This is a genomic window from Flavobacterium zepuense (genome assembly GCF_007097145.1).
GTDB classification, from domain to species: Bacteria; Bacteroidota; Bacteroidia; order Flavobacteriales; family Flavobacteriaceae; genus Flavobacterium; species Flavobacterium zepuense.
The window spans coordinates 85,672-109,449 of the sequence record NZ_VJVZ01000005.1 but is presented as its reverse complement, the minus strand read 5'-3'; the positions used below and the strand labels follow the sequence as shown (position 1 = coordinate 109,449).

General features: G+C 41.4%; 22 protein-coding genes. 13 read left to right on the top strand and 9 right to left on the bottom strand.

From position 1 onward, the window contains the following. Positions 1-113: 113 nt before the first annotated feature. The 4 genes from FMM05_RS09310 to argS are packed head-to-tail and all read right to left on the bottom strand — an operon-like array spanning position 114 to position 6,662. The gene (locus FMM05_RS09310; protein WP_143373099.1) at positions 114-1,781 is read right to left on the bottom strand and encodes an MBOAT family O-acyltransferase; all 1,668 of its coding nucleotides are present in this window, start codon (positions 1,779-1,781) and stop codon (positions 114-116) included. Continuing rightward, a complete protein-coding gene (locus FMM05_RS09305) occupies positions 1,781-3,211 on the bottom strand; it encodes a LysM peptidoglycan-binding domain-containing protein (RefSeq protein WP_143373098.1) in 1,431 nt (476 codons plus the stop codon). Before FMM05_RS09305 ends, FMM05_RS09310 begins: the two co-directional genes overlap by 1 nt. Continuing rightward, on the bottom strand, positions 3,201-4,853 hold the full coding sequence (locus tag FMM05_RS09300; protein WP_235894390.1) for a hypothetical protein: 1,653 nt from the start codon (positions 4,851-4,853) through the stop codon (positions 3,201-3,203). Before FMM05_RS09300 ends, FMM05_RS09305 begins: the two co-directional genes overlap by 11 nt. 24 nt (positions 4,854-4,877) lie before the next feature. Further along, positions 4,878-6,662, bottom strand: coding sequence for an arginine--tRNA ligase (argS, locus tag FMM05_RS09295; RefSeq protein ID WP_143373097.1), 1,785 nt, complete (start codon positions 6,660-6,662; stop codon positions 4,878-4,880). A 600-nt stretch (positions 6,663-7,262) separates the two neighbouring features. Here argS and FMM05_RS09290 point away from each other — a divergent pair. After that, positions 7,263-9,677, top strand: a complete 2,415-nt coding sequence (locus FMM05_RS09290; protein ID WP_143373096.1) for a TonB-dependent receptor domain-containing protein — start codon at positions 7,263-7,265, stop codon at positions 9,675-9,677. Between the two features lie 463 nt (positions 9,678-10,140). On the opposite strand, the gene FMM05_RS09285 is transcribed toward FMM05_RS09290, so the two are convergent. From FMM05_RS09285 to FMM05_RS09275, 3 genes are all read right to left on the bottom strand, one after another. Beyond that, entirely contained in the window at positions 10,141-10,656 is a 516-nt protein-coding gene (locus FMM05_RS09285) for a L,D-transpeptidase family protein (protein ID WP_143373095.1), read from the bottom strand. Positions 10,657-11,132: 476 nt separating this feature from the next. Next, a complete protein-coding gene (locus tag FMM05_RS09280) occupies positions 11,133-12,146 on the bottom strand; it encodes a 3-oxoacyl-ACP synthase III family protein (RefSeq protein WP_143373094.1) in 1,014 nt (337 codons plus the stop codon). A 130-nt stretch (positions 12,147-12,276) separates the two neighbouring features. Further along, positions 12,277-13,236, bottom strand: coding sequence for an ABC transporter ATP-binding protein (locus FMM05_RS09275; protein ID WP_143373093.1), 960 nt, complete (start codon positions 13,234-13,236; stop codon positions 12,277-12,279). A 454-nt stretch (positions 13,237-13,690) separates the two neighbouring features. Here FMM05_RS09275 and FMM05_RS09270 point away from each other — a divergent pair, with 454 nt between their 5' ends. After that, positions 13,691-14,326: an outer membrane beta-barrel protein gene (locus FMM05_RS09270; RefSeq protein WP_143373092.1), complete on the top strand. Its 636-nt coding sequence runs from the start codon at positions 13,691-13,693 to the stop codon at positions 14,324-14,326. 73 nt (positions 14,327-14,399) lie between these two features. Here the strand turns inward: FMM05_RS09270 and FMM05_RS09265 are convergent, their stop codons facing one another. Both FMM05_RS09265 and FMM05_RS09260 read right to left on the bottom strand, forming a co-directional pair. After that, the gene (locus tag FMM05_RS09265; protein ID WP_143373091.1) at positions 14,400-15,095 is read right to left on the bottom strand and encodes an OmpA family protein; all 696 of its coding nucleotides are present in this window, start codon (positions 15,093-15,095) and stop codon (positions 14,400-14,402) included. A gap of 25 nt (positions 15,096-15,120) precedes the next feature. Then, complete coding sequence (locus tag FMM05_RS09260) at positions 15,121-15,570, bottom strand: lipocalin family protein (protein WP_235894389.1); 450 nt, start codon at positions 15,568-15,570, stop codon at positions 15,121-15,123. A 344-nt stretch (positions 15,571-15,914) separates the two neighbouring features. Between FMM05_RS09260 and htpG the strand changes: the two genes are divergently transcribed. The 11 genes from htpG (at position 15,915) to FMM05_RS09205 (ending at position 23,624) form a co-directional block, all read left to right on the top strand. Further along, positions 15,915-17,804: a molecular chaperone HtpG gene (gene htpG, locus FMM05_RS09255; protein ID WP_143373090.1), complete on the top strand. Its 1,890-nt coding sequence runs from the start codon at positions 15,915-15,917 to the stop codon at positions 17,802-17,804. Between the two features lie 118 nt (positions 17,805-17,922). After that, complete coding sequence (locus tag FMM05_RS09250; protein ID WP_143373089.1) at positions 17,923-18,243, top strand: hypothetical protein; 321 nt, start codon at positions 17,923-17,925, stop codon at positions 18,241-18,243. Positions 18,244-18,355: 112 nt separating this feature from the next. Beyond that, positions 18,356-19,141: a Fic family protein gene (locus tag FMM05_RS09245; protein WP_143373088.1), complete on the top strand. Its 786-nt coding sequence runs from the start codon at positions 18,356-18,358 to the stop codon at positions 19,139-19,141. Continuing rightward, on the top strand, positions 19,138-19,557 hold the full coding sequence (locus tag FMM05_RS09240) for a DUF2721 domain-containing protein (RefSeq protein WP_143373087.1): 420 nt from the start codon (positions 19,138-19,140) through the stop codon (positions 19,555-19,557). The genes FMM05_RS09245 and FMM05_RS09240 overlap by 4 nt, the downstream gene beginning before the upstream one ends. Positions 19,558-19,607: 50 nt before the next feature. Then, positions 19,608-19,961, top strand: a complete 354-nt coding sequence (locus FMM05_RS09235; RefSeq protein ID WP_143373086.1) for a DoxX family protein — start codon at positions 19,608-19,610, stop codon at positions 19,959-19,961. A 228-nt stretch (positions 19,962-20,189) separates the two neighbouring features. Next, on the top strand, positions 20,190-20,462 hold the full coding sequence (locus FMM05_RS09230) for a DUF2805 domain-containing protein (RefSeq protein ID WP_143373085.1): 273 nt from the start codon (positions 20,190-20,192) through the stop codon (positions 20,460-20,462). 133 nt (positions 20,463-20,595) lie between these two features. Next, complete coding sequence (locus FMM05_RS09225) at positions 20,596-20,877, top strand: DUF2089 family protein (RefSeq protein ID WP_143373084.1); 282 nt, start codon at positions 20,596-20,598, stop codon at positions 20,875-20,877. Positions 20,878-20,887: 10 nt separating this feature from the next. Continuing rightward, positions 20,888-21,466, top strand: coding sequence for a hypothetical protein (locus FMM05_RS09220; RefSeq protein WP_143373083.1), 579 nt, complete (start codon positions 20,888-20,890; stop codon positions 21,464-21,466). 18 nt (positions 21,467-21,484) lie between these two features. Beyond that, positions 21,485-22,879 (top strand): alpha/beta hydrolase family protein, encoded by a 1,395-nt coding sequence (locus FMM05_RS09215; protein ID WP_143373082.1) that lies wholly within the window; start codon positions 21,485-21,487, stop codon positions 22,877-22,879. 7 nt (positions 22,880-22,886) lie between these two features. Beyond that, positions 22,887-23,306 carry a PH domain-containing protein gene (locus FMM05_RS09210; RefSeq protein ID WP_143373081.1) on the top strand — a complete coding sequence of 140 codons (420 nt, stop codon included), beginning with the start codon at positions 22,887-22,889 and terminating at the stop codon, positions 23,304-23,306. A 3-nt stretch (positions 23,307-23,309) separates the two neighbouring features. Continuing rightward, a complete protein-coding gene (locus tag FMM05_RS09205) occupies positions 23,310-23,624 on the top strand; it encodes a DUF3784 domain-containing protein (RefSeq protein WP_143373080.1) in 315 nt (104 codons plus the stop codon). Positions 23,625-23,778: the final 154 nt, after the last annotated feature.

The following is a 23,778-nucleotide window of genomic DNA, read 5'->3' as shown; positions in this document are numbered from 1 at the left end:
TTCGATTAATAAAGGCGGCAATTTACTGAAATATTTTCAATAAAAAAGCTACGCACCAATAACATACGTGAGTTTTTATACAAAAAACACTAATTAAACGCAAAAAGTTACATTTAAAACTGGAAGTAAATAAACGGCTGTGGCCCTGCCGATGCCGCTGCATATACCAGCCACATTACCAGCCCAAAGATCGCCGCTTTTAGCACCAGTGGCATATGGAAGAACGACTGCCTTAAGTTATTGGTGAAATTTTCGGGTAAAAAGTGCCATACATAACCTATACCCATTAATATGAATACATTTTTGTAGCCCATAATAATGGTTTGCCATTGGTTGGGGTCAAAGGTTATAGTGCTTATGTTATTAATAAGCTCTAACGCATTGGCAAAATCTTTTGCGCGGAAGAATATCCAGCAAAATGCCACAAAGTGAAACGTTAGCAGTATGGCCACAACCTTCCAAATGCTGCCCAATACTCCGGGTTTTCCTTCTTTTTTATTCGGAAAGAATTCCAGCCATATTTTGTGTACTGAAAGGGCAATGCCGTGCAACGCACCCCAAATTATAAACCTAAGGCTGGCACCGTGCCATAACCCGCCTAATAACATGGTAGTTAAAAGGTTTATGTTGGTAAACATGGTTTTTTCGCGCTCTTTAGAGAGTATAAAGGTTAGTGTAAACACCACCAAACCTGTTACACTTATAATTAGCGGAATATTGCTTGTTGGCGCAAAGTTGATACCCCATACTATCAGTCCGAAAAAGAACAATGCCGGGAACAGGAAACCTGCAAACGAGCCGTGCCTGTTACCCCCTACCGATATGTACAAGAAGTCTTTTAGCCAGGTGGATAACGATATGTGCCACCTGCGCCAGAACTCGGTAATGGATGCCGACTTATAAGGCGTACGGAAGTTGGTAGGCAGTTTAAAGCCCAGAAGCATGGCAATACCTATGGCCATATCACTATAGCCCGAGAAGTCGCAGTATATCTGTATGGTGTAGCCGTAGGCTGCCATAAGATTCTCAAAAGCGGTATAGCTGCTTGGCGCATCAAAAACACGGTCTACAAAGTTGAGGGAGATATAATCGGATATTACCGTTTTTTTGATAAGCCCCCCAATGATAAGGAACAGCGCGTTGCTAACATCTGCTTTGGTAAGCTGTAGCTTGGCGTATATCTGCGGGATAAAATCTTTTGCCCTTACAATGGGCCCCGCCACAAGCTGCGGAAAGAACGACACAAAGAAAAGGTAATCCAGGTAGTCTTTTGCCGGGGTTATTTCTTTACGGTAAATTTCTATAATATAACTTATTGACTGGAATGTGTAAAACGAAATACCTACCGGAAGCAATACCCTGCCAATACTATAATCAAGCCCAAAAAGCGTGTGGGCGCTGTCTAAAATAAAGCCGGTGTATTTAAAATACCCTAAAAAGGTAAGGTTAACAATAACGCTGAACCACAAGTATATTTTACGCGGTATGGGGCGGGTTTCGCGATACAAAAAGTAGCTCAACGTATAATCTACCACCGATGAAAATACGAGCAGCACAAAATACCTCTCGCTGCACAGGTAATAAAAATAGAGTGAAAAGGCAGCGGTAAAAAATATCCTTGCCTTAAAATGCCCCCTTATAAGTATGTAGATGGCATAAAATATAATAAACAACCGCAGAAACTTTACTGTGCTAAACAGCATAGGTTCTTTAGCGTTGTATAAAAACCATTCCCTCAAATTTTCATTTGTAATTTGCGGCACTAAATCTGTAAGCTGCATTACTTCCTGTTGGTTTTAAAATTATCGTATGCCTTAATAAACGATTCGGCAAAAAGTTTTCCCTGTTTTTCGTAGCCATCCTTGCTGTAGTGCACCTTATCTCCGGCCATTAGCCCGCGTGCTGCATTACGGTTAACACCATACAACCCACCCATTTCGGTATACAGGTCCCACGACGCATAATTAAGGTCGGTTTCCTGCATTACAATGCTTTTAGCGTAAGATGCGGCAAATGTATTGGGGTATTTTCTCCTGAAAAGCGATGGCGGCGGTGTCATTACCAGTATGCAGGCATCGGGGTTTTTAGCCTTAACGTTTGCAAGGAACTGGTTAAGCTGCACCATAAAATCGGGCGAAGCCATTTTATCGAACGACTCGTTAGTGCCCAATGACACGATAACAAGATCGGGCACAAGTGCGGGCAGCTGCTCAAAGAACAGCGGGTATTTGTTATAATCAGATGCCTTGGCACCGTTTACACCTATGCTGTGGTACAAAATGCCGGGAGCATCATTTTCCAGCACCAGGCCGCTTAGGTTAACTTCTTTTTCTTCTTTATTAGGAAGCAGGTATATCTTATCAAGGGCATTTTCTGAATGGTAAAAATGCGAAAGTGCATCGGCTTCTAACGAAAGCGGGATAAACTCCGATCGCTTTACCTCCTTCTTTTGCAGTTCGTTTGTAGGTATCTTTAGTGTTTTACCCGCACGGATGTTATTGTTCTTTAAGCCGTTTGCCTGTTTTAGCTGTGTTATGGTAATGCCGTATTTGTTGGCAATACTGCCCAGTACCTCGCCACTTTTTATGCGGTGTATAATTTTTTTAGGTACTGTACTTTCCAGCACTATGGTTTTAGAGCTGGTGGCAACATCAAACAGCGATGCGTTTTTAGGTGTAATAATTTTTATGGTATTAAACCGGTACGCGCTATCTTTTACATCCAGCTCTACGGCAAAATTTTCCCGGGTTTTAAGCCCTATACCGCTAAGGCCTACGGGCATGCCTTCTTCAACAGTAAAGATATTGCGGCGCGCTGCCCATGAGGCATTGCTTTTAAAACGTACGTTATAGGTACCGTTGGTTTTTGCCAGCTGGTGCGGAAAAATAAACCCTGCCCCTGCATTGCCATACATTTCCTGAAGGCGCTTCCGTATGCAGTTGGTCATCAGGTCGGCCTGGATGTGGCTGTCGCCAATGTGCACAATATTGATCTTCCCTGCTTTTTGCTGCTCCATTAAATACAGCTTTTCAAAAAACAGGCTAAGTGCCGATGAATTGGTAATAATATTATCGCCCACCATCTCGATACTATCGGTAGCAATGGTATCTATAAGCGCTTCGTTAGTGTACACATCGGTAGAATCTACCTGCGCAAAACCACGGGTAAAAACAAGCAAAAACAGTAAAAGGGTTAGTGCTTTATTGGGCATTGGCAGTATCTTTTATTACGGGAGCCGTTACCGGTTGGGCCGGTTGTGGCTTTAATTCTTTTGGTTTAATCTCCTTTGCAGGAACTATAGCGGGTTTAACCGGTTTTACAGCTGCGGGCTGCAACGGTTTTTTAACGGGCTGTGCGGCAGGTTTAAAACTATCGGCAGCCGGTTTGTTTAGTATAGGCTTAGTAACCTGAACAGGCTTAGCCACAGGAAATACCGAATCTCTCTTAGGTTCCTTGGGCAACGGCTTACCGCCACGCAGGGCTTTATATTTTTCGTAACCATCATTAAGCTGGTTGTATATAAGGTCGGATATTTTTTTAGAACCCCTAAAGTTGAAATGGGTGTAATCTTTATTGGCATAGGCCGGAACATCTTCTACCCATCTAACCATAGAGCCGTTGCCTCCCATAAGGGTATACAGGTTTACGTAGCCCGATTCAGTTTGAACGGCGTAGCGTTTTTGCGCCAGGGTAAGCGGCACCACGGCCGAGTCGGTTTTCATCTCGGTGCCGTATTTGCTGCTTTTATCGGCAGTAGAAATAATAAGTATCGCCACACCCGGGAAACACTCCCTTAAATGCGCCACCACTTTGCTCATTTTCTTTTCGTACCAAGTGTAATTAAGCGAGCCATAGTTAAGCACGTTAGTACCGTAATGCAGCACTATAAGGTCATAACCCAGCTTCTCGTTAAAGGCCTTCATTAAATTGGTATTGAAAGTAGCGATAGGCAAACCGGAGTTACCACGGTTAGAGAAGTTATCTACGTGCACGCCGCGGCCATCGTCAAAATTAAAGCCATAAAATGGTATAGAATCGGCTGCTATAAAATTAGCTTTAAACGATTTAACATCACCGCCGCTAACCGGCATGGTGTTTAACAGGCTGCCTGCATTTAATTTTTTATTAATGGTATCGGCACCTATAATTACCTGCATTTTTGCGTGGGTGTTACCGCTCCTGCCGTAAAACAGGGTGGCATTGTTAAGGCTTGAAAGGTGGCTTAGCTTGCTGGCTTTGTATTTTACCCAAACCGGATTAACGGTGTCGCGCTTTGTAAAGAACACGTGCCCGTTGATACCAAAAGGCTTACGCGGATTTTTTACGTTAAGGTATGACTGCGTTTTCCAGTTGCCCGAAAACGAGTGGCTTAGCGTGCTGCGCGATGGTGCCGACTCTGATGTGATGTTCACGAAGCCCACGCCCTCTCCGCCAAAGCGGTTTTGCAAGCTGCTGCGAAGGTCTTTTACTATCATATCGCCATCGGTCATGGAGTCGCCAAAATAAGCTATTCGCACGTTGCCCTGCTGTGATTTTTCCAGCTGGAGCAACTTTTCGTAAAATGCCACAAGGTGCTGAAAGCCCTTGTAGTCTTCAAATGTTTCGGCAGGGAATTTTACACCGTTGGTAGCCGTAAACGATATTTTGGTGTTGGATAGGGTATCTTTTTCTACCGGGGCATTGCCCGCACCTTCTGCTGCTTCGAGCATAAGGCTGTCTACCACCACGTTTTTAGTGCCGGCGGTTTCGGTAAATATCTTTTCGGGTAAAAACTGCTTAAAGCCAATTAATGCCGCTATAGAAAGCACCACAATGGCAAACGACTGAAAAAAATAAGGTTTATCCTGGCTCACGGGAGAGGTGTGTTGTTTGTAAAATTACATACGGTCCGGCACGCCGATACCCAGCAGCCCAAACGCCGATTTTATGGTTTCGCCTACTTTTTTGGATAGCTGTATCCTGAATATTTTTTCGTTTAGCACCTCGGTACCCAATACCGGTACGGTTTGGTAAAACGAGTTGTACCCGCGCACCAGTTCGTACACATAATTGGCAATAAGGGCCGGGCTGTGGCTGGCAGCGGCATCCTGAATTACAGCAGGATATTCTGAAACCAGTTTTATAAGCTCCTTTTCTTTTTCATACAGGTCGATCTCATCCGCGGCAAGCGTAACCGAAATATCAAAATCGGCACGGCGCAGCAGCGACTGTATCCTTGCATAGGTATACTGTATAAACGGACCCGTATTACCAGCAAAATCTACCGATTCTTCCGGATTAAACAAGATGCGTTTTTTAGGGTCTACCTTAAGTATGTAGTATTTAAGGGCGCCGAGGCCTATAATGTTGTACAGTTTGGCTTTTTCTTCGGCGCTGTAGCCTTCCAGCTTGCCAAGTTCTTCGGCAATTTTTTGGGCAGTCTCTGTCATGTCGGCCATCAGGTCGTCGGCATCTACCACGGTACCCTCACGGCTTTTCATTTTACCCGAAGGCAAATCCACCATGCCGTAAGAAAGGTGATACAGGTTCTTAGCCCAGTCGAAACCAAGCTTTTTAAGGATAAGGAACAGCACTTTAAAGTGGTAATCCTGCTCGTTACCCACAGTGTACACCATACCGCCAACATCCGGGAAATCTTTAACACGCTGTATTGCAGTGCCAATATCCTGGGTCATGTATACCGATGTACCGTCTTTACGCAGCACAAGTTTTTCATCAAGGCCTTCATCGGTAAGGTCTATCCAAACCGAACCGTCTTCCTTTTTATAGAAAACACCGCTTGCAAGACCCTGCTCTACAACATCTTTACCCAATAAATAGGTATTGCTCTCGTAGTAATTTTTATCAAAGTCTACACCGATATTGGCGTACGTTTCTTCAAAGCCTTTGTACACCCAGCCGTTCATGGTTGCCCATAATGACCTTACAGCCTCATCGCCGGCTTCCCATTTAAGGAGCATGGCCTGGGCTTCAACCATAATAGGTGCCGTTTTTTTAGCGTCGTCTTCGGTAGCGCCATTGGCAACCAGCTGGCTTATCTGTTCTTTGTAAACTTTATCAAACTCCACATAGTATTTACCTACCAGCTTATCGCCTTTAAGGCCGGTGCTATCGGGGGTTTCTCCGTTGCCGAATTTCTCCCACGCCAGCATGCTTTTACAAATATGTATGCCCCTATCGTTAACTACCTGGGTTTTGTACACCTTGTTACCCGCTGCCTTTACAATATTTGCTACCGAATACCCCAGCAATACATTACGCACGTGGCCTAAGTGCAGCGGCTTATTGGTATTGGGCGATGCATACTCTACCATTACGGCCTTGCCGCCCTCTTGTGGTTGTACGGTACCAAATTGCGCATCGTCTTTAACCTGGTTAAAGAATTCTTTGTAATACCCATCGCTGATCACAATATTTAAAAAGCCGGAAACTACATTGTAGCGGCTCACGATATTGGTATTATCTGTAAGGTACTGGCCTATCTTGTTGCCAAGCTCGGCGGGGTTGCTTTTTACCACCTTTAAAAGCGGGAAAATTACCATGGTAATATCGCCCTCAAATTCCTTCCGGGTAGCCTGCAGCTCTATCTTGTCTACAGATATACCAAACAAAGCTTCTACAGCTTTTTGTACGTGAAGGGTAAGTAATTGAGGTAATGCCATTGTTATAATTTTTTAAAGCGTGCAAAGATAACGATATTTCGGTAAGGTGTAAGCAGTAAAAACTTTAAATAATTTGTTAATTAAATTGGAGTGAAGCGGTTGATTTTTAGGACCTCACCCCCAGCCCCTCTCCAAAGGAGAGGAGAGCTTGGAACGGAAATCCTGATTCAAAAAAACATAAGCTAAGCAAACGCCGTAGTCCTCATTCCTAACCCCTCTCCCTTGGAGAGGGGAGCCGGGAACGGAAATCCTGATTAGAAAAACATAAGCTAAGCAAACGGCAGTAGTCCTCACCCCCAACCCCTCTCCGAAGGAGAGGGGAGCCAGGAACGGGTATAGTTCGGCACGCACAGCATTTAAAGTACGAGTGTAGCTACACCCCTCTCCTTCGGAGAGGGGCCGGGGGGAGAGGTCATTCAAAAAAACACCTCCCCCTACTCCCCTGCTTTTCAAAAAATTACTACTACTAAACACCCTCAATAAAAAAATATTCAAAAAAATATGTAACAAATTGTATTGATAGTGGTCTTATGGGTATCATCAATCAATAAGCCTGCCCTAAGGCACACACGCTGTAGGGCAGGTATAATTAAACTTACAATGAAACTTAAACTTCTTGTTATGCTCCTTTTCGGGAGCATCATGTCTCTTACTGCCCAAACCCAGGGTAGCATTTCCGGTAAAGTTACCGACAAAACCACTAAAGAACCCCTGCCTTACGTAAACATCGTGGTTAAAGAAAACGGTGCGGTTGTTACCGGCGGTATTACCGATGATAACGGTGCGTTTAACATTAATAAGCTGGCCCTTAAAAACTACAGTGTAGAAATTCAGTTTATGGGCTACAAAACGGTTGTAACCGCAGTAAGCTTATCTGATACTAAAAAAGACTTTTCGCTGGGCACTATTGTTATTGCCGAGGAAGCCACCACGCTGGACGAGGTTAACATCGTAAAGGAAACAAGCACCATAGAGCAAAAGCTGGACCGTAAGGTTATTACCGTGGGGCGCGACCTTACCACTGCCGGCGGTACAGCCAGCGAGATCATGAACAACATACCATCGGTTAACGTAGACCAGGACGGTAAAATATCACTTCGAGGCAACTCTAACGTTAGGGTATTGGTAGACGGCCGCCCTACAAGCATTGACCCTGCCCAACTGCTTAAGCAGATACCCAGCACATCCATAAAAAAAATTGAGCTGATTACCAACCCAAGCGCCAAGTACAACCCTGAGGGCATGAGCGGTATCATTAACATTATACTGAACAAAAATGCTAACGATGGTTTTAATGGCAGCTTTAACAGCGGTATTACTTTTGGTAAAACTCCAAAATTCAATAACTCGCTGGATATGAACTACCGCACCGGAAAGGTTAACTTTTTTGCTAACGGCGGCAGTAACTTCGGTAAGAATTTTAACGACGGTTTTGTTACCCGAACCGATGCCATTAACTCAAAGCAAACGCTTGATATTGTAAATGATAACGAGTCTTACCTTGGTAAAATTGGGCTTGATTATTACCTTAATGATAACAACACCATATCGGTGTATACCAACCAGAATTATACCGATGGTACGGGTAACGTAGATACCTACATTAACTACCCCCTTAGCACCGGCCTGCCGAACATTACACAATTATCTGAATATGATACCGATAACCGCAACAACACCTATAACTTAGCTTACAAGCACAAGTTTGAAAAAGAAGGCCATACGCTTGATTTTGAAGGTAATTACAACGACTACAAGCAAACGCAGGATGCTTATTTTAACACCCTTACAGGCGATGTTGCCAATGCTTATAACGACAACATTTTAGATAAAAGGCAAAACACCACGCTAAACCTTGATTACATTAACCCTCTTAACGAGAAAACAACGTTGGAGCTTGGCGCGGAGTCGCGTTTAATTCGCAGCGACAATACCTATAACACTACCAACCCTAACGTTACCAACCCGGCATTGCAAAATTCGGTGTACAGTTATGACATCGATATTTATTCGGCTTACGCTACGTTCGGTCAAAAATTTGGTAAGTTCAGCTACCAGGGTGGTGTGCGTTTTGAGCATTACAAGTCGGATGCCAACTTTAACCGTGGCGAGGTTACCTTTCAGAACAAATATTTTACCGTGTATCCTTCGGCTTACGTTACCTACAGCCTTAACGATAAGAACACGCTGCAGTTTAGCTACAGCCGCCGTGTAGACAGGCCAAGCCTGGAGCAGACAAAACCTATAAGAGAATTTTCTACCCCGCTGGTAACATCGTTAGGTAACCAGTACCTTGAGCCGCAGTTTACCAATAGCGTAGAAGTTAACTACACCAGGATGTTCGGTAAAGGGTCGTCTATTACCGGGGGTGTGTTTTACAGGCTGATTAACGATGAGATAAGCCGTGTACTGTACCCGGATGAGAATACCGAGAACACCCAGGACCAGATTATGAGCTACGCCAACTTTAATAACAATACAGCTTTTGGTTTTGAAGTTTCGGCCAATTACAAAATTGCAAAATGGTGGGATATCCAACCGGCGATAGACTTTAGCCAGATATCGCAAAAAGGTATCATATCGGTACTGGTACCGGGCACTGTAGATGATTATGAGCCTACTAATAAAAGTGTAGATGTTGCTGCCTTTAACGCAAGGCTTAACAGTAACTTTAGGGTTAACAACAGGCTTAGCTTTTTACTGTTTGGCTTTTATAGGAGCGCCGTAGATGGCGTACAAAACAACAGTAAGGATATGTACAAAATAGACAGCGGCGCACGTTACAGCCTGCTGGACAATAAAATGAGTATAAGTGTTAGGTTTAACGATATGTTTAAAACCATGCGCTACGGCTTTGAGTCGCTTAACCCGTACCCGCAAACGGGCGAGTTTAGGTGGGAGAGCCGCACGGTTTACTTTGGCTTAAATTATATGTTTGGTGGTGGCAAGAACAGGGCTATGCAGCGCAAAATGCGTGAGGATAACACCAAACAAGGCGGCGGCGGTATGTTCTAAAAAACACCCCGCTTTTATTTACGGCATTTTTAAATGCATTCATATTTGGGTTTAGGTTAGTGGGCCCCGGAGCGTTTGTTTCCGGGGCCTGCTTTTTTTTGTTATGATTTATGGAACGCGGATTAAGTTTAAGGTTTTTGGACTAGAAAATGGAACGCGGATGACACGGATTTAGACGGATTTTGAAGTTTGTCGACACGAATTCCACATATTTTCACGAAAGAATTTTCGCAAAGTTTCGCGAAGTACTACAATGGAACGCGGATGACACTGATGCGAGCAGGCGCGGATTTACACGGATTTTGATGCTTTCGATACAAATTTCATATCTTTTCACGAAAGAAATTTTTACAGAGGCATTTTAAGGACCGCGGATGACGCGGATGCGAGCAGTCGCGGATTTACACGGATGAAAACTGAGACTGCGACTGAAAACTGTGACTGAAAACTGTCAACTAAAAACTTACGGATAAATCTCGATAATCGCATTGGGCTTTACGGCGGCATACAGCTCGTCGATCTCAGAATTGGTAACGGCAATGCACCCGGCGGTCCAGTCTTTAAGGTGGTGAAATTTATTAATGTAGCCCGCGCTGCCGTTTCGCAACCCATGAATCTTGATGGCGCTCCCGGCGGACTTGCCCAGCTTTTGGGCATTGGCAATATCAGCCGCATTGGGGTAAGATATGCCCAGGTTTTTATGGTAACCGCTGTTGAGGTTACGGTCGTTTATGGTGTACGTACCCTCAGGCGTGCGGTTATCGCCCTCATATTGTTTGTGCCCTACAGGATCCTTACCCAGGGCAACGGTATACGTTTTTAAAAGCTGCCCGTTGCCATAGGCATGCATTTTCCGCTTCGACTTATACACCACGAGCTTATCTACCACACTGCCCTTTGGCAAGGGCGCCGACGGGTAAAAATAATAAGCCGCCACCGCAGCGGGAATAAGGAGCGCTATGAGCATGCGTTTTTTCATTGAGCGAATATTATGAAGCTTATAACGGCACAAAATTACAAAACATTTACAGGTACAGTACTGAAGTGGCTCTTTCAGTAAATTTAATTACAGTCACAAAAAACAAATTCCAAAAAACAAATTTCAAATCCCAAAATCGAAAGCCGAAAAATTACAAGCTCAAATTACAAATTTTGGGCATTGAATTTTAAATTTTAGATACTTTCAATCTCAAATTTTGAAAACAAAATCCAAAAGTGAAATATTAACTGTTTTAGATATATTATCCTACAAATAATTACCTATAAACACGTCAAAAATGACCAACTCAAAATCCAAAAGTGAAATATCACTGTTAAAATTACGCTTTTGAGACGAAAATCGGGTTGGCTACCAAAACAAAAATCCCTCACATTTCTGTAAGGGATTTTTTATAATTTTCAGAAGTCGTCAATTTGATGATCCGGCAACCATTAACCGGCAACCGGCAACTAAAATTACCACTTTATAATAGCACTGGCCCATGTAAAGCCGCTGCCAAATGCTGCAAGCACCACAGTATCACCGGTTTTAACCTTGCCTTGCTCCCATGCCTCAGTTAACGCAATAGGAATTGAGGCGGCAGTAGTGTTACCGTACTTCATAATGTTGTTATATACCTGATCGTCAGACAGTCCGAACTTTTGCTGAATGAACTGCGATATCCTTAAATTGGCCTGGTGCGGCACCAGCATATCAATGTCGGACACCTGTAAGTTATTGGCTTTCAACCCTTCCATGATAACTTCACTAAAACGAACCACCGCATTTTTAAACACGAACTGGCCGTTCATGTACGGGTAGTAGCTCTCATCGTTAGGGTCGGCCTCCGCAATGATGTCGGTTACCCAACGCTTGCCCATTCCGGGAGCTATAAGACTCAGTTCCTCAGCATGTTGCCCCTCGCTATGCAGATGGGTGCTTAGGATGCCTTTGGTGGTATCTTCCTCGCGGGTTAGCACTGCTGCCCCTGCTCCATCACCAAAGATAACCGATACGGCACGGCCACGGGTTGTCATGTCTAAACCCGTGCTATGTAACTCAGAACCAATGACTAAGATATTTTTGTACATCCCGGTTTTGATGAACTGGTCGGCCACAGAGAGCGCATATATAAACCCAGAACACTGGTTGCGTACATCGAGCGCCCCAACAGTACGTTTCATACCTAAATCCCTCTGTACCAATACGCCCGGCCCAGGAAAGTAGTAATCAGGGCTAAGGGTGGCAAACACTATAAAATCGATATCTTCTTTATCTAAACCTGCTCGTTCTAAAGCAATTACAGCGGCTTTAACCCCCATTGTGGTGGTGGTGTCGCCATCGCCTTTAACCACATGCCTGCGTTCATTAATACCGGTACGTTCCTGTATCCATTCATCATTGGTTTCCATGATCTTAGCGAGATCATTGTTGGTAACCACGTTATCCGGAACATAATAGCCCAGGCCTGATATTCTTGAATTATACATAATTGATTGTTTATTAGTGCGGTAAAAATACGCAATCCTTAAAATATACACATTAAAGATTGCTGATTTTTAACTTTTTAAGATATAATAGCCAAAATTATACCAAATTTTAAATTGTGAGATTATTACGCTACCCAAAAGCATTACGGTCTACTGCGAGTGTAACTTCTGCATTTACAAGCAGTTCCTTGTAATGCTCAAAGAACACCACCTGCTTGCCCAGCGCGGACTTAACCAAGTAACGATTACCCTTAAAATAGCACTGTTTAACCACCACGCGCAAAGGGCCGCCATCGGTAATTTTAAGCTGGTGCGGATAGATAAGTACCGTATCATCAGTCTTTTGCGTTAGGGTAAGCAGCTCGAGCTTTATCTCGTTAACCTCGCCAAAAAGTGATGCAGTGTACTTATCCTTAGGGTTATAATATATTTCTTTAGATGGTGCCTTATCAACAATGTGTCCGGCCTTTACCACTATAGTTTCATCGGCAAAAGAAAGTGCATCAGTACTATCGTGTGTGGCTACTAATACGGTGATTCCCTTTTGTTTAAGGTAGGCAAAAAGGTTACGCCTTAAGGCATTCTTCCTAAAATTATCTATATGGCTAAAGGGTTCGTCTAACAAAAGCACCTCCGGCTCAAGGGCAAGCACCTTAGCCAGTGCCACGCGCTGCTGCTGACCACCGCTTAGGTATTTAGCTTTAACATCGGCAAAGTCCTGCATTTCAACAATTTCCAGCAATTCCTGGGTGCGGCGCTGCTTTTCTTCAGGATAAAAGTTAGAAAGATAACTCCCAACATTCTCAGCCACAGTAGTATATGGCATCAGATCGAAATCCTGGGCAAGGTATTTCATATACGGCATACCCGGTATAAGGTTGTGCTTAGGGCCGGTAACAGGCTGTCCTTTATAGGTAATCTCGCCGGCATCAAGGTCAAACAATCCGTAAATTGCTTTAAGCAGTGTGCTCTTGCCACAGCCGCTTTCGCCTATTACGGCTATATTCTGGCCGGTTTTAACCGTAAAGCTAATTTGGTGCAGTATGGTTTTATCTGTATAGCCAAAGGAAATGTTTTTTATTGCCAGCATTGTATCAATGAGTTATTTTCGCTCTGCAAAAATATTCAATTAACACTAAAACTCTGTTAATAATAAGGGCGCATAAATAAAAATTTAGCGCCCTTACAAAACCTAACCAATAAAAACACATTCCACTGAAGAAAAATCATCATAGCAATTAATCCTCAGTTATATATACGGTTAGAAACCCAATACGGTTTTAAATTCACTACATCGTTTTAGCTAAAATAATGATTTTATGCACCTTACATCTTTTAACGAGTATTTAAGAAGAATTAATAGGTTTCTATGTGAAATTTTAACAATTTAATATTTACATTTTAGATATATACCTAAATAATGAATGAAAATTAAATCTTAAAACTCTGATTTACAATGTTTTAATTATTTACTATAAATTGTTATATTTTTGACAAGATGTTAAAGAAATATTAATATTTTTACGCATCCTTAAAAATGCACTATGATAACAAGATTTACATTAATTATTGCGGCTCTATTTTGCTCGCTTTCAATGTATTCGCAGCGAAGTTTTGGCCAGTATTCTGTTGAAGCCGGTTACGGAATTGGTATTTCCGGCAAGCCCGGGTTGTCTGATATGTCTCACTTTAATGTTGGAGGCAGATATATGTTTAACGAAGATTGGGGCGTTAAAGCAATTTATGCACACGATGAGTTTTTAAATGATGATGACGAAGGTGTAGAGCACCACCGCGTAACAGCAAGTGCTGTATATAACTTAGGACGTGCAATTGATCTACCCGGAAGAACCAATGGTTATTTTAATGTACTGGGTCATGGTGGCTTAGGTTTATCTTATTTTAAATCGAACAGTCCCTTAATTAACAGGCCTCAACAAAGAGATTTTGACTGGATGGGTGATGTTGTGTTGGGTATAACGCCACAATTCTGGATATCTGAAAGTATCGCGATACATGCAGATGCATCGTACATTGTACACCTTAGCCAGCACTTTAACTATAGTGGTGAATTTCGTGAGCCTGTAGGGCCTAAGGCGTTTGTGGGCGGCCAGTTTAACGCATCTATAGGTTTAACTGTTTATTTTGGGCGTAACCGTAACGATAATGACTGGAGGTAATAATTACTTCTTTATATAACATACAAAAGGCTGCCAATTGGCAGCCTTTTGCTATTAAACACTTCTTTCTTCTTTATTGCTTTGCCTCTTTTTGGGCATCCTGTACCATTTTCTCGTTTGCTGTAATAGCAAACTCTACACGCCTGTTTTTAGCCATGCCATCTTTAGTAGTATTATCAGCAATCGGGTCGGCTTCGCCCATACCTTTTGCCACTATCCTTGCGGTTTTAATACCTTTACCACCTAAATAAGTTTTTACAGCTGCAGCCCTTTGCTCAGAAAGGTTAAGGTTGTACTCGTCGCTACCGCTACTATCGGTGTAACCAAATATCTGTATGTTAGTATCAGGATACTCATTAAATACCGGTACAAGTTTATCAAGGTTAGCCTTAGCTGTAGGTGTTAAAGTAGCTTTATTAAGGTCGAAGTTTACCGAGTTTTCACCTAATGTAATTTTGATACCTTCTCCTACCCTTTCAACCTCAGCTCCAGGAAGTGCTTCGTCAATCTTTTGGGCTTGTTTGTCCATCCTGTTACCAATAACACCACCTACGGTACCACCTACTACACCGCCAATAATAGCGCCAAGAGCCGTATTACCGCCTTTACCTATGTTGTTACCTAATACGCCTCCAATTACAGCGCCAGATGCAGCGCCTATACCTACGCCTCTTTGTGTATTATTTGTATTTTTAACTGCCTCACAAGATGTAAAGCCTATACTGGCTACCATTGCAAGGGCCAATATGTAAATTTTTGTTGTTTTCATAATTATCTATTTGTGTTTTATTGATTTATATTTTGCTAAACTGATAAGTAACTTCAACAGTTTTACCACCTACAGTAACGTTATCTACTAACTGGAAAGAGCTTTCGGTTTGGTTCCTTATCTGAAGGATATACCCCTGGGTTACCCTTTTAGCTTTTTCGCCTTCGGTAATTTTCAGGTTAAATGTACCTTCTTTAGTAACCGTCCAAACAATCGGGCTGCTAAAAGCAGGGCATGATGAGTTAGTTAGCGTCATAGTACCTTTATTATTATTAGATATAAAATTCCAGCTGCTGCCCACAAAACATTTAGAGTCGGCCACATCAAAAGATGTTACTTTAATATAATCAGATCCCGGGTAAGATACGTTACTGATAGTCCAGTTGCCTTTAATTCCCACCTGCGCTTTTTGGTCAAGAGACCCGCATGAAGCAAACAAAACTACTAACATGCATAATGACAATAATTTTTTCATAATAATAAATAGGTTTTAGATTAGTTCCCTTATGTTTTACAGTATAAAGTTACATACAATGCGGGTTACTTTACAATAGTTGGGCTAAATTTTTAACAGGAAATACTTTAATAAATTCTTAAGTACTGTGTAGCAGAACCTTCTAAAATTATTGATTTTAAAGACTTCGCATGATTTTTAATTTTAAGAATAGCGGCATATTAATCTTTTCTTAAAATCAAATTCCTTTAACAGTAATATTTGCCTTCATCACTATTAGTTGCTTAAAAATGTCAATTTGTCATCAATAGAAATTTGGTATCTTATTTGACTACCTTGTGCTACAAACAATAAACCTATTTACTATGACAACAGGAAAAATTAATGTTTCGGTAGAAAACATCTTTCCCTTAATCAAGAAATTTTTATACAGCGATCACGAGATCTTTTTAAGAGAGCTTGTGAGCAACGCCACCGATGCCACCCTTAAACTTAAACACCTTACAACCATAGGCGAAACTGCTGTAGAATACGGCAACCCTATTATTGAGGTTAAGATAGATAAGGAAGCTAAAAAAATCTATGTTATAGATCAGGGCCTTGGTATGACTGCCAAAGAGGTAGAAAAATACATTAATCAGGTAGCTTTCTCCGGTGCTGAGGAATTTTTAGAAAAATACAAAGACTCTGCTAAGGATAGCGGCATCATTGGCCACTTTGGCCTTGGCTTTTACTCTGCCTTTATGGTGGCCGAAAAAGTAGAGATCATTACAAAATCATACAAAGATGAGCCTGCCGTTCACTGGATTTGCGATGGCAGCCCTGAGTTTACCTTAGAGCCGTCTGATAAAACTACACGCGGTACCGAAATTGTACTGCATGTTGCAGAAGATTCGCTTGAATTTTTAGAAGAAGGCAAAATTAGGGACCTGCTTAAAAAATACAACAAGTTTATGCCGGTGCCTATTAAATTTGGTACCCACAAAGAAAACCTTCCTGTTCCGGAAGATGCCCCAGCAGATTACCAGCCTGAGGAGGTTGAAGTTGATACCATCATCAACAACCCTAACCCGGCCTGGACAAAGCAGCCATCTGAATTAACGGAAGCAGATTATGCCGATTTTTACCATGAGCTGTATCCTACACAGTATGACGAACCATTATTTAATATTCACCTAAACGTTGATTATCCGTTTAACTTAACCGGTATTTTATATTTCCCTAAAATGTCGGCTGACCTTCAAGTTCAGAAGGATAAGATACAACTGTACCAAAACCAGGTGTATGTTACTGATAATGTAGAGGGAATTGTACCGGAGTTCCTTACCATGCTTCGTGGTGTTATCGATAGTCCGGATATTCCGTTAAACGTGTCACGTTCGTATCTACAGGCCGATGGCGCTGTTAAAAAGATATCTAACTACATTACCCGTAAAGTAGCCGATAAGCTTAAATCGTTATTTAGCGAAAACCGTGAGGATTTTGAGCCAAAATGGAACGACATTAAAATTGTTTTAGAGTACGGTATGCTTAGCGAGCCTAAATTTTACGAAAAAGCTGGCGCCTTTGTACTATACCCTACCATAGATGATAAATATTACACGTTAGAAGAGCTTAAAGAAGCCCTTGCCCCTAACCAGACTGATAAAGATGGTAGATTGGTTGTGCTTTATGCATCTAACAAAGAGGCGCAGCACGGTTATATTTCTGCCGCTAAAGATAAAGGTTATGAGGTAGTGCTTTTAGACTCTCCAATTGTATCACACCTTATTCAGAAACTGGAGGCCGATAACGATAAGCTTACTTTTGTTCGCGTTGACTCTGATAACGTTAATAAACTGATCTCTAAAGACGAAGAGGCTATCTCTAAGTTGTCAGACGAAGAGAAAGACAAACTTAAAACTGCTATCGAGGCAGTGGTACCTTCTACAGGTTACACCGTTCAGCTTGAGGCAATGGACAGCAATGCTGCTCCGTTTATGATAACACAGCCGGAGTTTATGCGCCGTATGAAAGAAATGAGCCAAACCAGCGGTGGTGGCGGTATGTTTGGTATGAGCAACTTCCCTGATATGTATAACCTTGTGGTTAATACTAACAGTGAGTTTGCCGGCAGCATTCTTGCCAATACCGATGATGCCCAGCGCGAAGCGGCCATTAAACAGGCATTAGACCTTGCTAAACTTAGCCAAAACCTGCTTAAAGGCGAAGAGCTTACGGCTTTTGTTAAGCGTAGTTTTGAACTGATAAAATAGATTGTTGGATTTTTATATCTTTCGATCATTAGATAGTAGGCCTGCAGCGAGAGTTGCAGGTTTTTTGTTTTAATTTATATCTTTGACGGAAGCAAATTTATAACTGAGAATTAAACTAATGACATTAATAGATTTAATAGATCATTTTAAGGAAGGCGGAAGCTATGAAGCATTTTGTAATATACAAAGGATTAATAGCGATATGGAGGCTCTTGAAATTTACATGCCAAAGCCTTTTGGACTGAATAGTAAACTTGAATTTTTTAAAACTGATGTAACGGCCGGTAAATCGCCTTTTAATTATAATGGAGCTGAGTTTTATAAATTGTTTGATTTTTTTTATTTCCTGAATATAACAAAAAGAACGCTGCTAAACGAGTCTATGACAGATATCGACCTCGCATTGCGATTGCTGGATTATGCCGAAAAAGGAGCATAGCTTTGAACTGATAAAATAAGACATTTATATAACAGATGTTAGATAATAGACCTGCGCCGGGAGTTGCAGGTTTTTTTGTTTTAATTTATATCTTTGATGGGAAGCAAGATATATGATTCAAAAAACATCCATAATCCCTACAGAACTATTAGAGACTTACAAACAGGGCTTCGATACGTCGTTGCAAGCGCAATTTGAGGCTTTACAAGAAAGCGAATTAAGCACAAGTACATTCAGTTTTTACACTTCGGTTTCAGCAGTATTTTCGTCAAAGATTGAAGGAGAGGATATCCAGTTGGATTCGTTTATAAAGCACAAACGTTTTGGGGCGCATTTTCAACCTGACTATACACAAAAAATAGATGATCTGTACGAGGCATACCAATTTGCAGCTTCTAATAAATTAACGCCTCAAAATATTTTGAAGGCGCATGTGTTGCTTACTAAAAACATCTTACAACAAAACCAGCAAGGCAAACTTCGCCAAGGAAATATGTTTGTTATTACCGATGACGGCAAGATAGAATATGTTGCAGCCACTCCGGATATAGTGCAACCAGAAATGGATAAACTATACAGCGACCTTAAAATTCTGCTTAATGCCGAATTATCTTTTGCAGAGATTTTCTTTTATGCTTCGCTGTTACACCTGGTCTTTGTAAAAATTCACCCGTTTGAAGATGGCAATGGCCGTACTGCCCGCCTGGTTAAAAAATGGTTTTTAGCCGGTAAGTTAGGTGCTAAGGCCTGGTTTATACAATCAGAAAAAAATTATTATCGTCAGCATCAAACCTATTATTACAATATCCGTAAATTAGGACTGGAATATCCTGACTTAGATTATTCTAAAGCATTGCCTTTTTTAGAAATGTTACCGAAATCTGTCGTAACCCTATGAACCTCCCTATAGAAACCCCTGCCCTGCTTTTCTCGGCAACCTCGTTGATATTGCTGGCCTACACCAACAGGTTTTTAACCATTGCCACCATAGTGCGCGGGCTCAAGGTAAGCTATGAGCAAAACCAGACAAAAAGTATATTGTTAGAAATCAAAAACCTCAACTTAAGGATTACACTTATCCGGCAGATGCAGATGTTTGGTGTGCTGAGCCTGTTCTTCTCAGTCTTTGCCATGACACTATTATTTACCGGCATACAGGATTGGGGTACGTATATGTTTGGCTTTAGTTTATTACTGTTGCTAATATCACTGGCCATTTCGTTTTGGGAAATAAGCATCTCGGCAAATGCATTGCGCGTACATCTAAGCGATCTTATAGAAGAGGCTAAGCAACACACTAAAAAGGCTAATTAAACACAGCCATTACTTTATTTACCTAACTTTGGGTAAACACCTAAGCAATTATGGCATTACCCTGGCACTTATATTTAATGGCGGCACTTTACATAGTGGCTGGGCTAAACCATTTTAGGGTGCCCAAAATTTATGTACGGATGATTCCGCCTTCCCTACCCGCGCCAAGAGCACTTAACCTGCTAAGCGGCCTTGCCGAAATTTTACTGGGTATAGCTTTATGCATTCCTGCTGTAAGTAGCTGGGCTGCATGGGGTATTATTGCGTTATTAATTGCCATTTTTCCTGCCAATGTATTCATGTATACTAACGAGCGCGCCGGTATGGGCCTGCCAAAATGGGCAAGGCTCATTCGCCTGCCTTTACAGTTGCTGCTTATTGTATGGGCGTACTTATATACTTAACCATTATATTCATTAATACCGTACTAATCAGGCTTATCTAAATAAACTGATTAATATTTGTAACTGCTATTAATTTTTTAAACAATTGTTAATTTTAAGCATTCAGCAGGAGTTGTTTTTATCATTATGTAAAAAAATTACTATGCTTTACATTTAATTAATTTTTTCACTAATATTGAGTAACTAATATTAATTAAAAAATTATTTACCTGATTTAATTTTCATGCAATGAAAAGGAGTAGCCGCTCAGAACTGGACAGGGACGCGTTAGAACGGATTGTAACGCTGGCCCAGGAAGAAAAGAAACCTTTTGAAGAAATAAAAACCCAGTTTGGATTATCTGAAAAGGAAGTGACCGATATTATGAAGAAGAGATTATCTGCCGATAATTTTGAGCTTTGGAAGAAAAAAACAGCTGCTAAAAAACCTAAGCCTAAACCCTTAAACAGCATTGAAGACGACGAACTTGATTCTAAATATTACTTTAGAGATAAATTTTAAATAAAAACACTAAACTCTCCATTGTGGGGAGTTTTTTTATACCTAACATCAACTAAGTAAATATTTATTTTAATTTTATTAAACTAAAAATTAATTTTATTTATATTTGCATTAACAATGTAACACATATGTTATGCAAAAACCAAAACTCCCCACCTCATGCCCCAGCTGCAGCAGTACACTAAATGTATCGCAGCTTACCTGCCCCACATGCAGTACGCAGGTATCGGGCAATTTTACCCTTCCCTCCTTAATGCAGCTGCCCGAAGAAGACCAGGCCTTTATACTCCAATTCTTTTTAACCAGTGGCAGCCTTAAAGAAATGGCAGCCATAATGAGGATTAGCTACCCCACCGTCCGCAACCGGTTAGACGACCTTATTAAAAAAGTAAAAGCCAACTCAACCATAGAATAAACCTCACCACATGAAATTACTTTACAATCCGTTTGAAAAATTAACTGAAGTACAACTTATAAGCCTTGGCATTGTTTTCCTTGCTCTGGGCAGCTTTTTGGGCTATTATTTTGATGCCCGCTTTGATGGCGTCCTGGATATGCACACCGGGCCATCTGAGGTGACTATAGAGCAGCCTTTTATAGATAACATTATAAATACCTTTACATTATTTATTGTGCTCTACATTCTTGGGCTTATAGTAAACACAAAAACAAGGCTGGTAGATATTTTTGCGGTATCTATAATTGCAAGGAGCCCGCTTTACCTGAGTACCTTAATAAATGCCGGAGGGTTTTTAGACAACATAGAAAAAAACTTAGATCCCTCCCATCCTGAAAGCATACAATTTGGAGCCTTTGATGTCTTTATGATCCTGCTTATGCTGCCCTTTATACTGGGTACTTTAGTTTGGTTTATAGCGCTACTATACAATGGCTTTAAAACGGCTACCAACATTAAATATACCGGCCACAAGGTTGCCTTTGGCTTTTCGATACTTATTGCAGAGGTTATCTCTAAACTCATCATTGGTTACACAAACTATTAACAACCATCAATCAAAAAAATGAACAAATTACTTACCCTTGCACTGCTTTTTATAGCAACATCTTTATTTGCCCAGGATATTAGCGGGCCGTGGTACGGCCAGCTGGTTTTTCCCGGTGGTAAACTGCGCATAAACCTTAACATTACCAAAACCGAAGCCGGTTATACTGCTACTATGGACAGTCCCGATCAGGGCGCTAACGGCATACCCGTACCTACCATAGCTTTTGAAAAAAACCTGTTGGCTTTTGGTATACCACAAGGTGGTATAAGCTTTAAAGGCACGCTTGAAAATGACGTTATTAAAGGCAACTTTAGCCAGAATGGTAACGATTTACCGTTAGAACTGAGCCGCAAAGAAATAGTGGTAGAAAAAGCCAAACGACCACAGGAGCCTGTAAAACCCTACCCGTATTACGAGGAAGAAGTAACATTTAAAAACGATAAAGCAGGCATTACCCTCGCCGGTACGCTTACCCTGCCTAAAAAAGAAGGTAACTACCCTGTGGTTATTTTAATCAGCGGTAGCGGGCCGCAAAACCGCGACGAAGAACTTTTGGGTCACAAGCCATTCTTGATCCTTTCTGATTACCTTACACGCAAAGGTATTGGGGTATTGCGTTATGACGATCGTGGCACAGCATCATCCACAGGTAATTTTGGTAAAGGCACCACGCAGGATTTTGCCACCGATGCCGAGGCTGCACTGGCCTATCTTAAAACACGCAAAGAGGTAAACAAAAAGAAAATTGGGCTTATAGGCCATAGCGAAGGCGGAATTATTGCCCCAATTGTGGCTAATGCCAACCCGGATGTGGCATACATTGTATTGCTTGCAGGTACAGCCATACCGGGCGATGAACTATTGCTGCTTCAGCAATTTTTAATCGGCAAAGCTAACGGCATGCCAGAGGACGAACTTAATAAGTTAGGCGCCATCAACAAAAAAGTATATGATGCTGTAAAACAGGAAACTGACCCCGCATTAATAAAAAAGAAGGCCACCGATATTTATACTGCCGAACTAAAACCGATACTTATTTCTAAAGGTATTCCGCAGGATCAGTTAGGCCCGTATATCGAAAACCAGGCTGCAGAGATAGCTTCGCCGTGGTTTAGCAATTTTATGCGCTACAATCCTTACCCGGCATTGGAGCAGGTTAAATGCCCCATACTGGCACTTAATGGCGAAAAGGACTTACAGGTACCTCCTACTGCAAACCTTGATGCTATTAAAAGGGCAGCGGCAAAAAGCGGCAACAAAAAAGTTGTAACCAAGCAACTGCCTAACCTTAACCACCTGTTCCAAAACAGTACCACAGGTTCGCCACAGGAGTACAGCGACATTGAAGAAACATTTGCTCCATCTGCCTTAGCAGAAATAAGCAACTGGATATTGCAACAGGTAAAATAATCAAACAGTGGTTTACAAGTCTAAAATAGGATTAGAGTTATCCATACCCCTTGTTGTGGTTTTTGGCGGATCTTCCGTACTAATGGTATTAGGAGATGCATGGCCGGGACTTTTAGTCATGCTTCCGCCATTAGCTTTTATCGTCCATATGTTCTTTACTACGTATTATACTATAGATGGTAATATCCTTAAAGTTAACTGTGGATTCACGAAACAAACAGTAGACATTAAAACTATCCGGAAAATAAGCGATGATATGAACTGGATCAGCGCACCGGCATTATCCTTAGACCGGCTCGAACTATTCTTTAGCACATATGATAGCGTGGTGGTATCGCCAAAAGATAAAATTGGGTTTGTAAAAGAGCTGTTAACTATTAAACCCGATATTGAATTAAATCTTAAGAAAATCAATTTAAATACATAAGGTATGTTAGGAGTTGCATTATTATTCGCGGTACTGGGCATCATGATAAAATACGGCAAAATGTATTACCTGATAGCCGGTTACAATACCCTGCCCAAAGAAAAACAGGCACTGATAGACATTGCCGGATTAGCTACGCTTTTACGCAATGTAATGTTTGCCATGGCACTTGGGGTATTAGCGGGATATTTATTGGCATTAGGGCTTAAAAACCCTGCAATTGAAACCTACTCACTCATAACCACCCTTGCTATCGGTATTCCATACCTGATTATCAGGTCCAATTCCAAAAAATATCAGATTGAAAATAAGGTGTAAGGAAATTGTTGTCTCCCTACTTTTTATATAAGTGGGCATTGCTTTAAAGCAATGCCCACTTATATTGTTGAGTGCAATTCTAAAAAATATAAGGCGTAAACCAACAAATATTTTGTTTTTCATATTATTTTCTATCTTTAGGCTGTAACAAAAA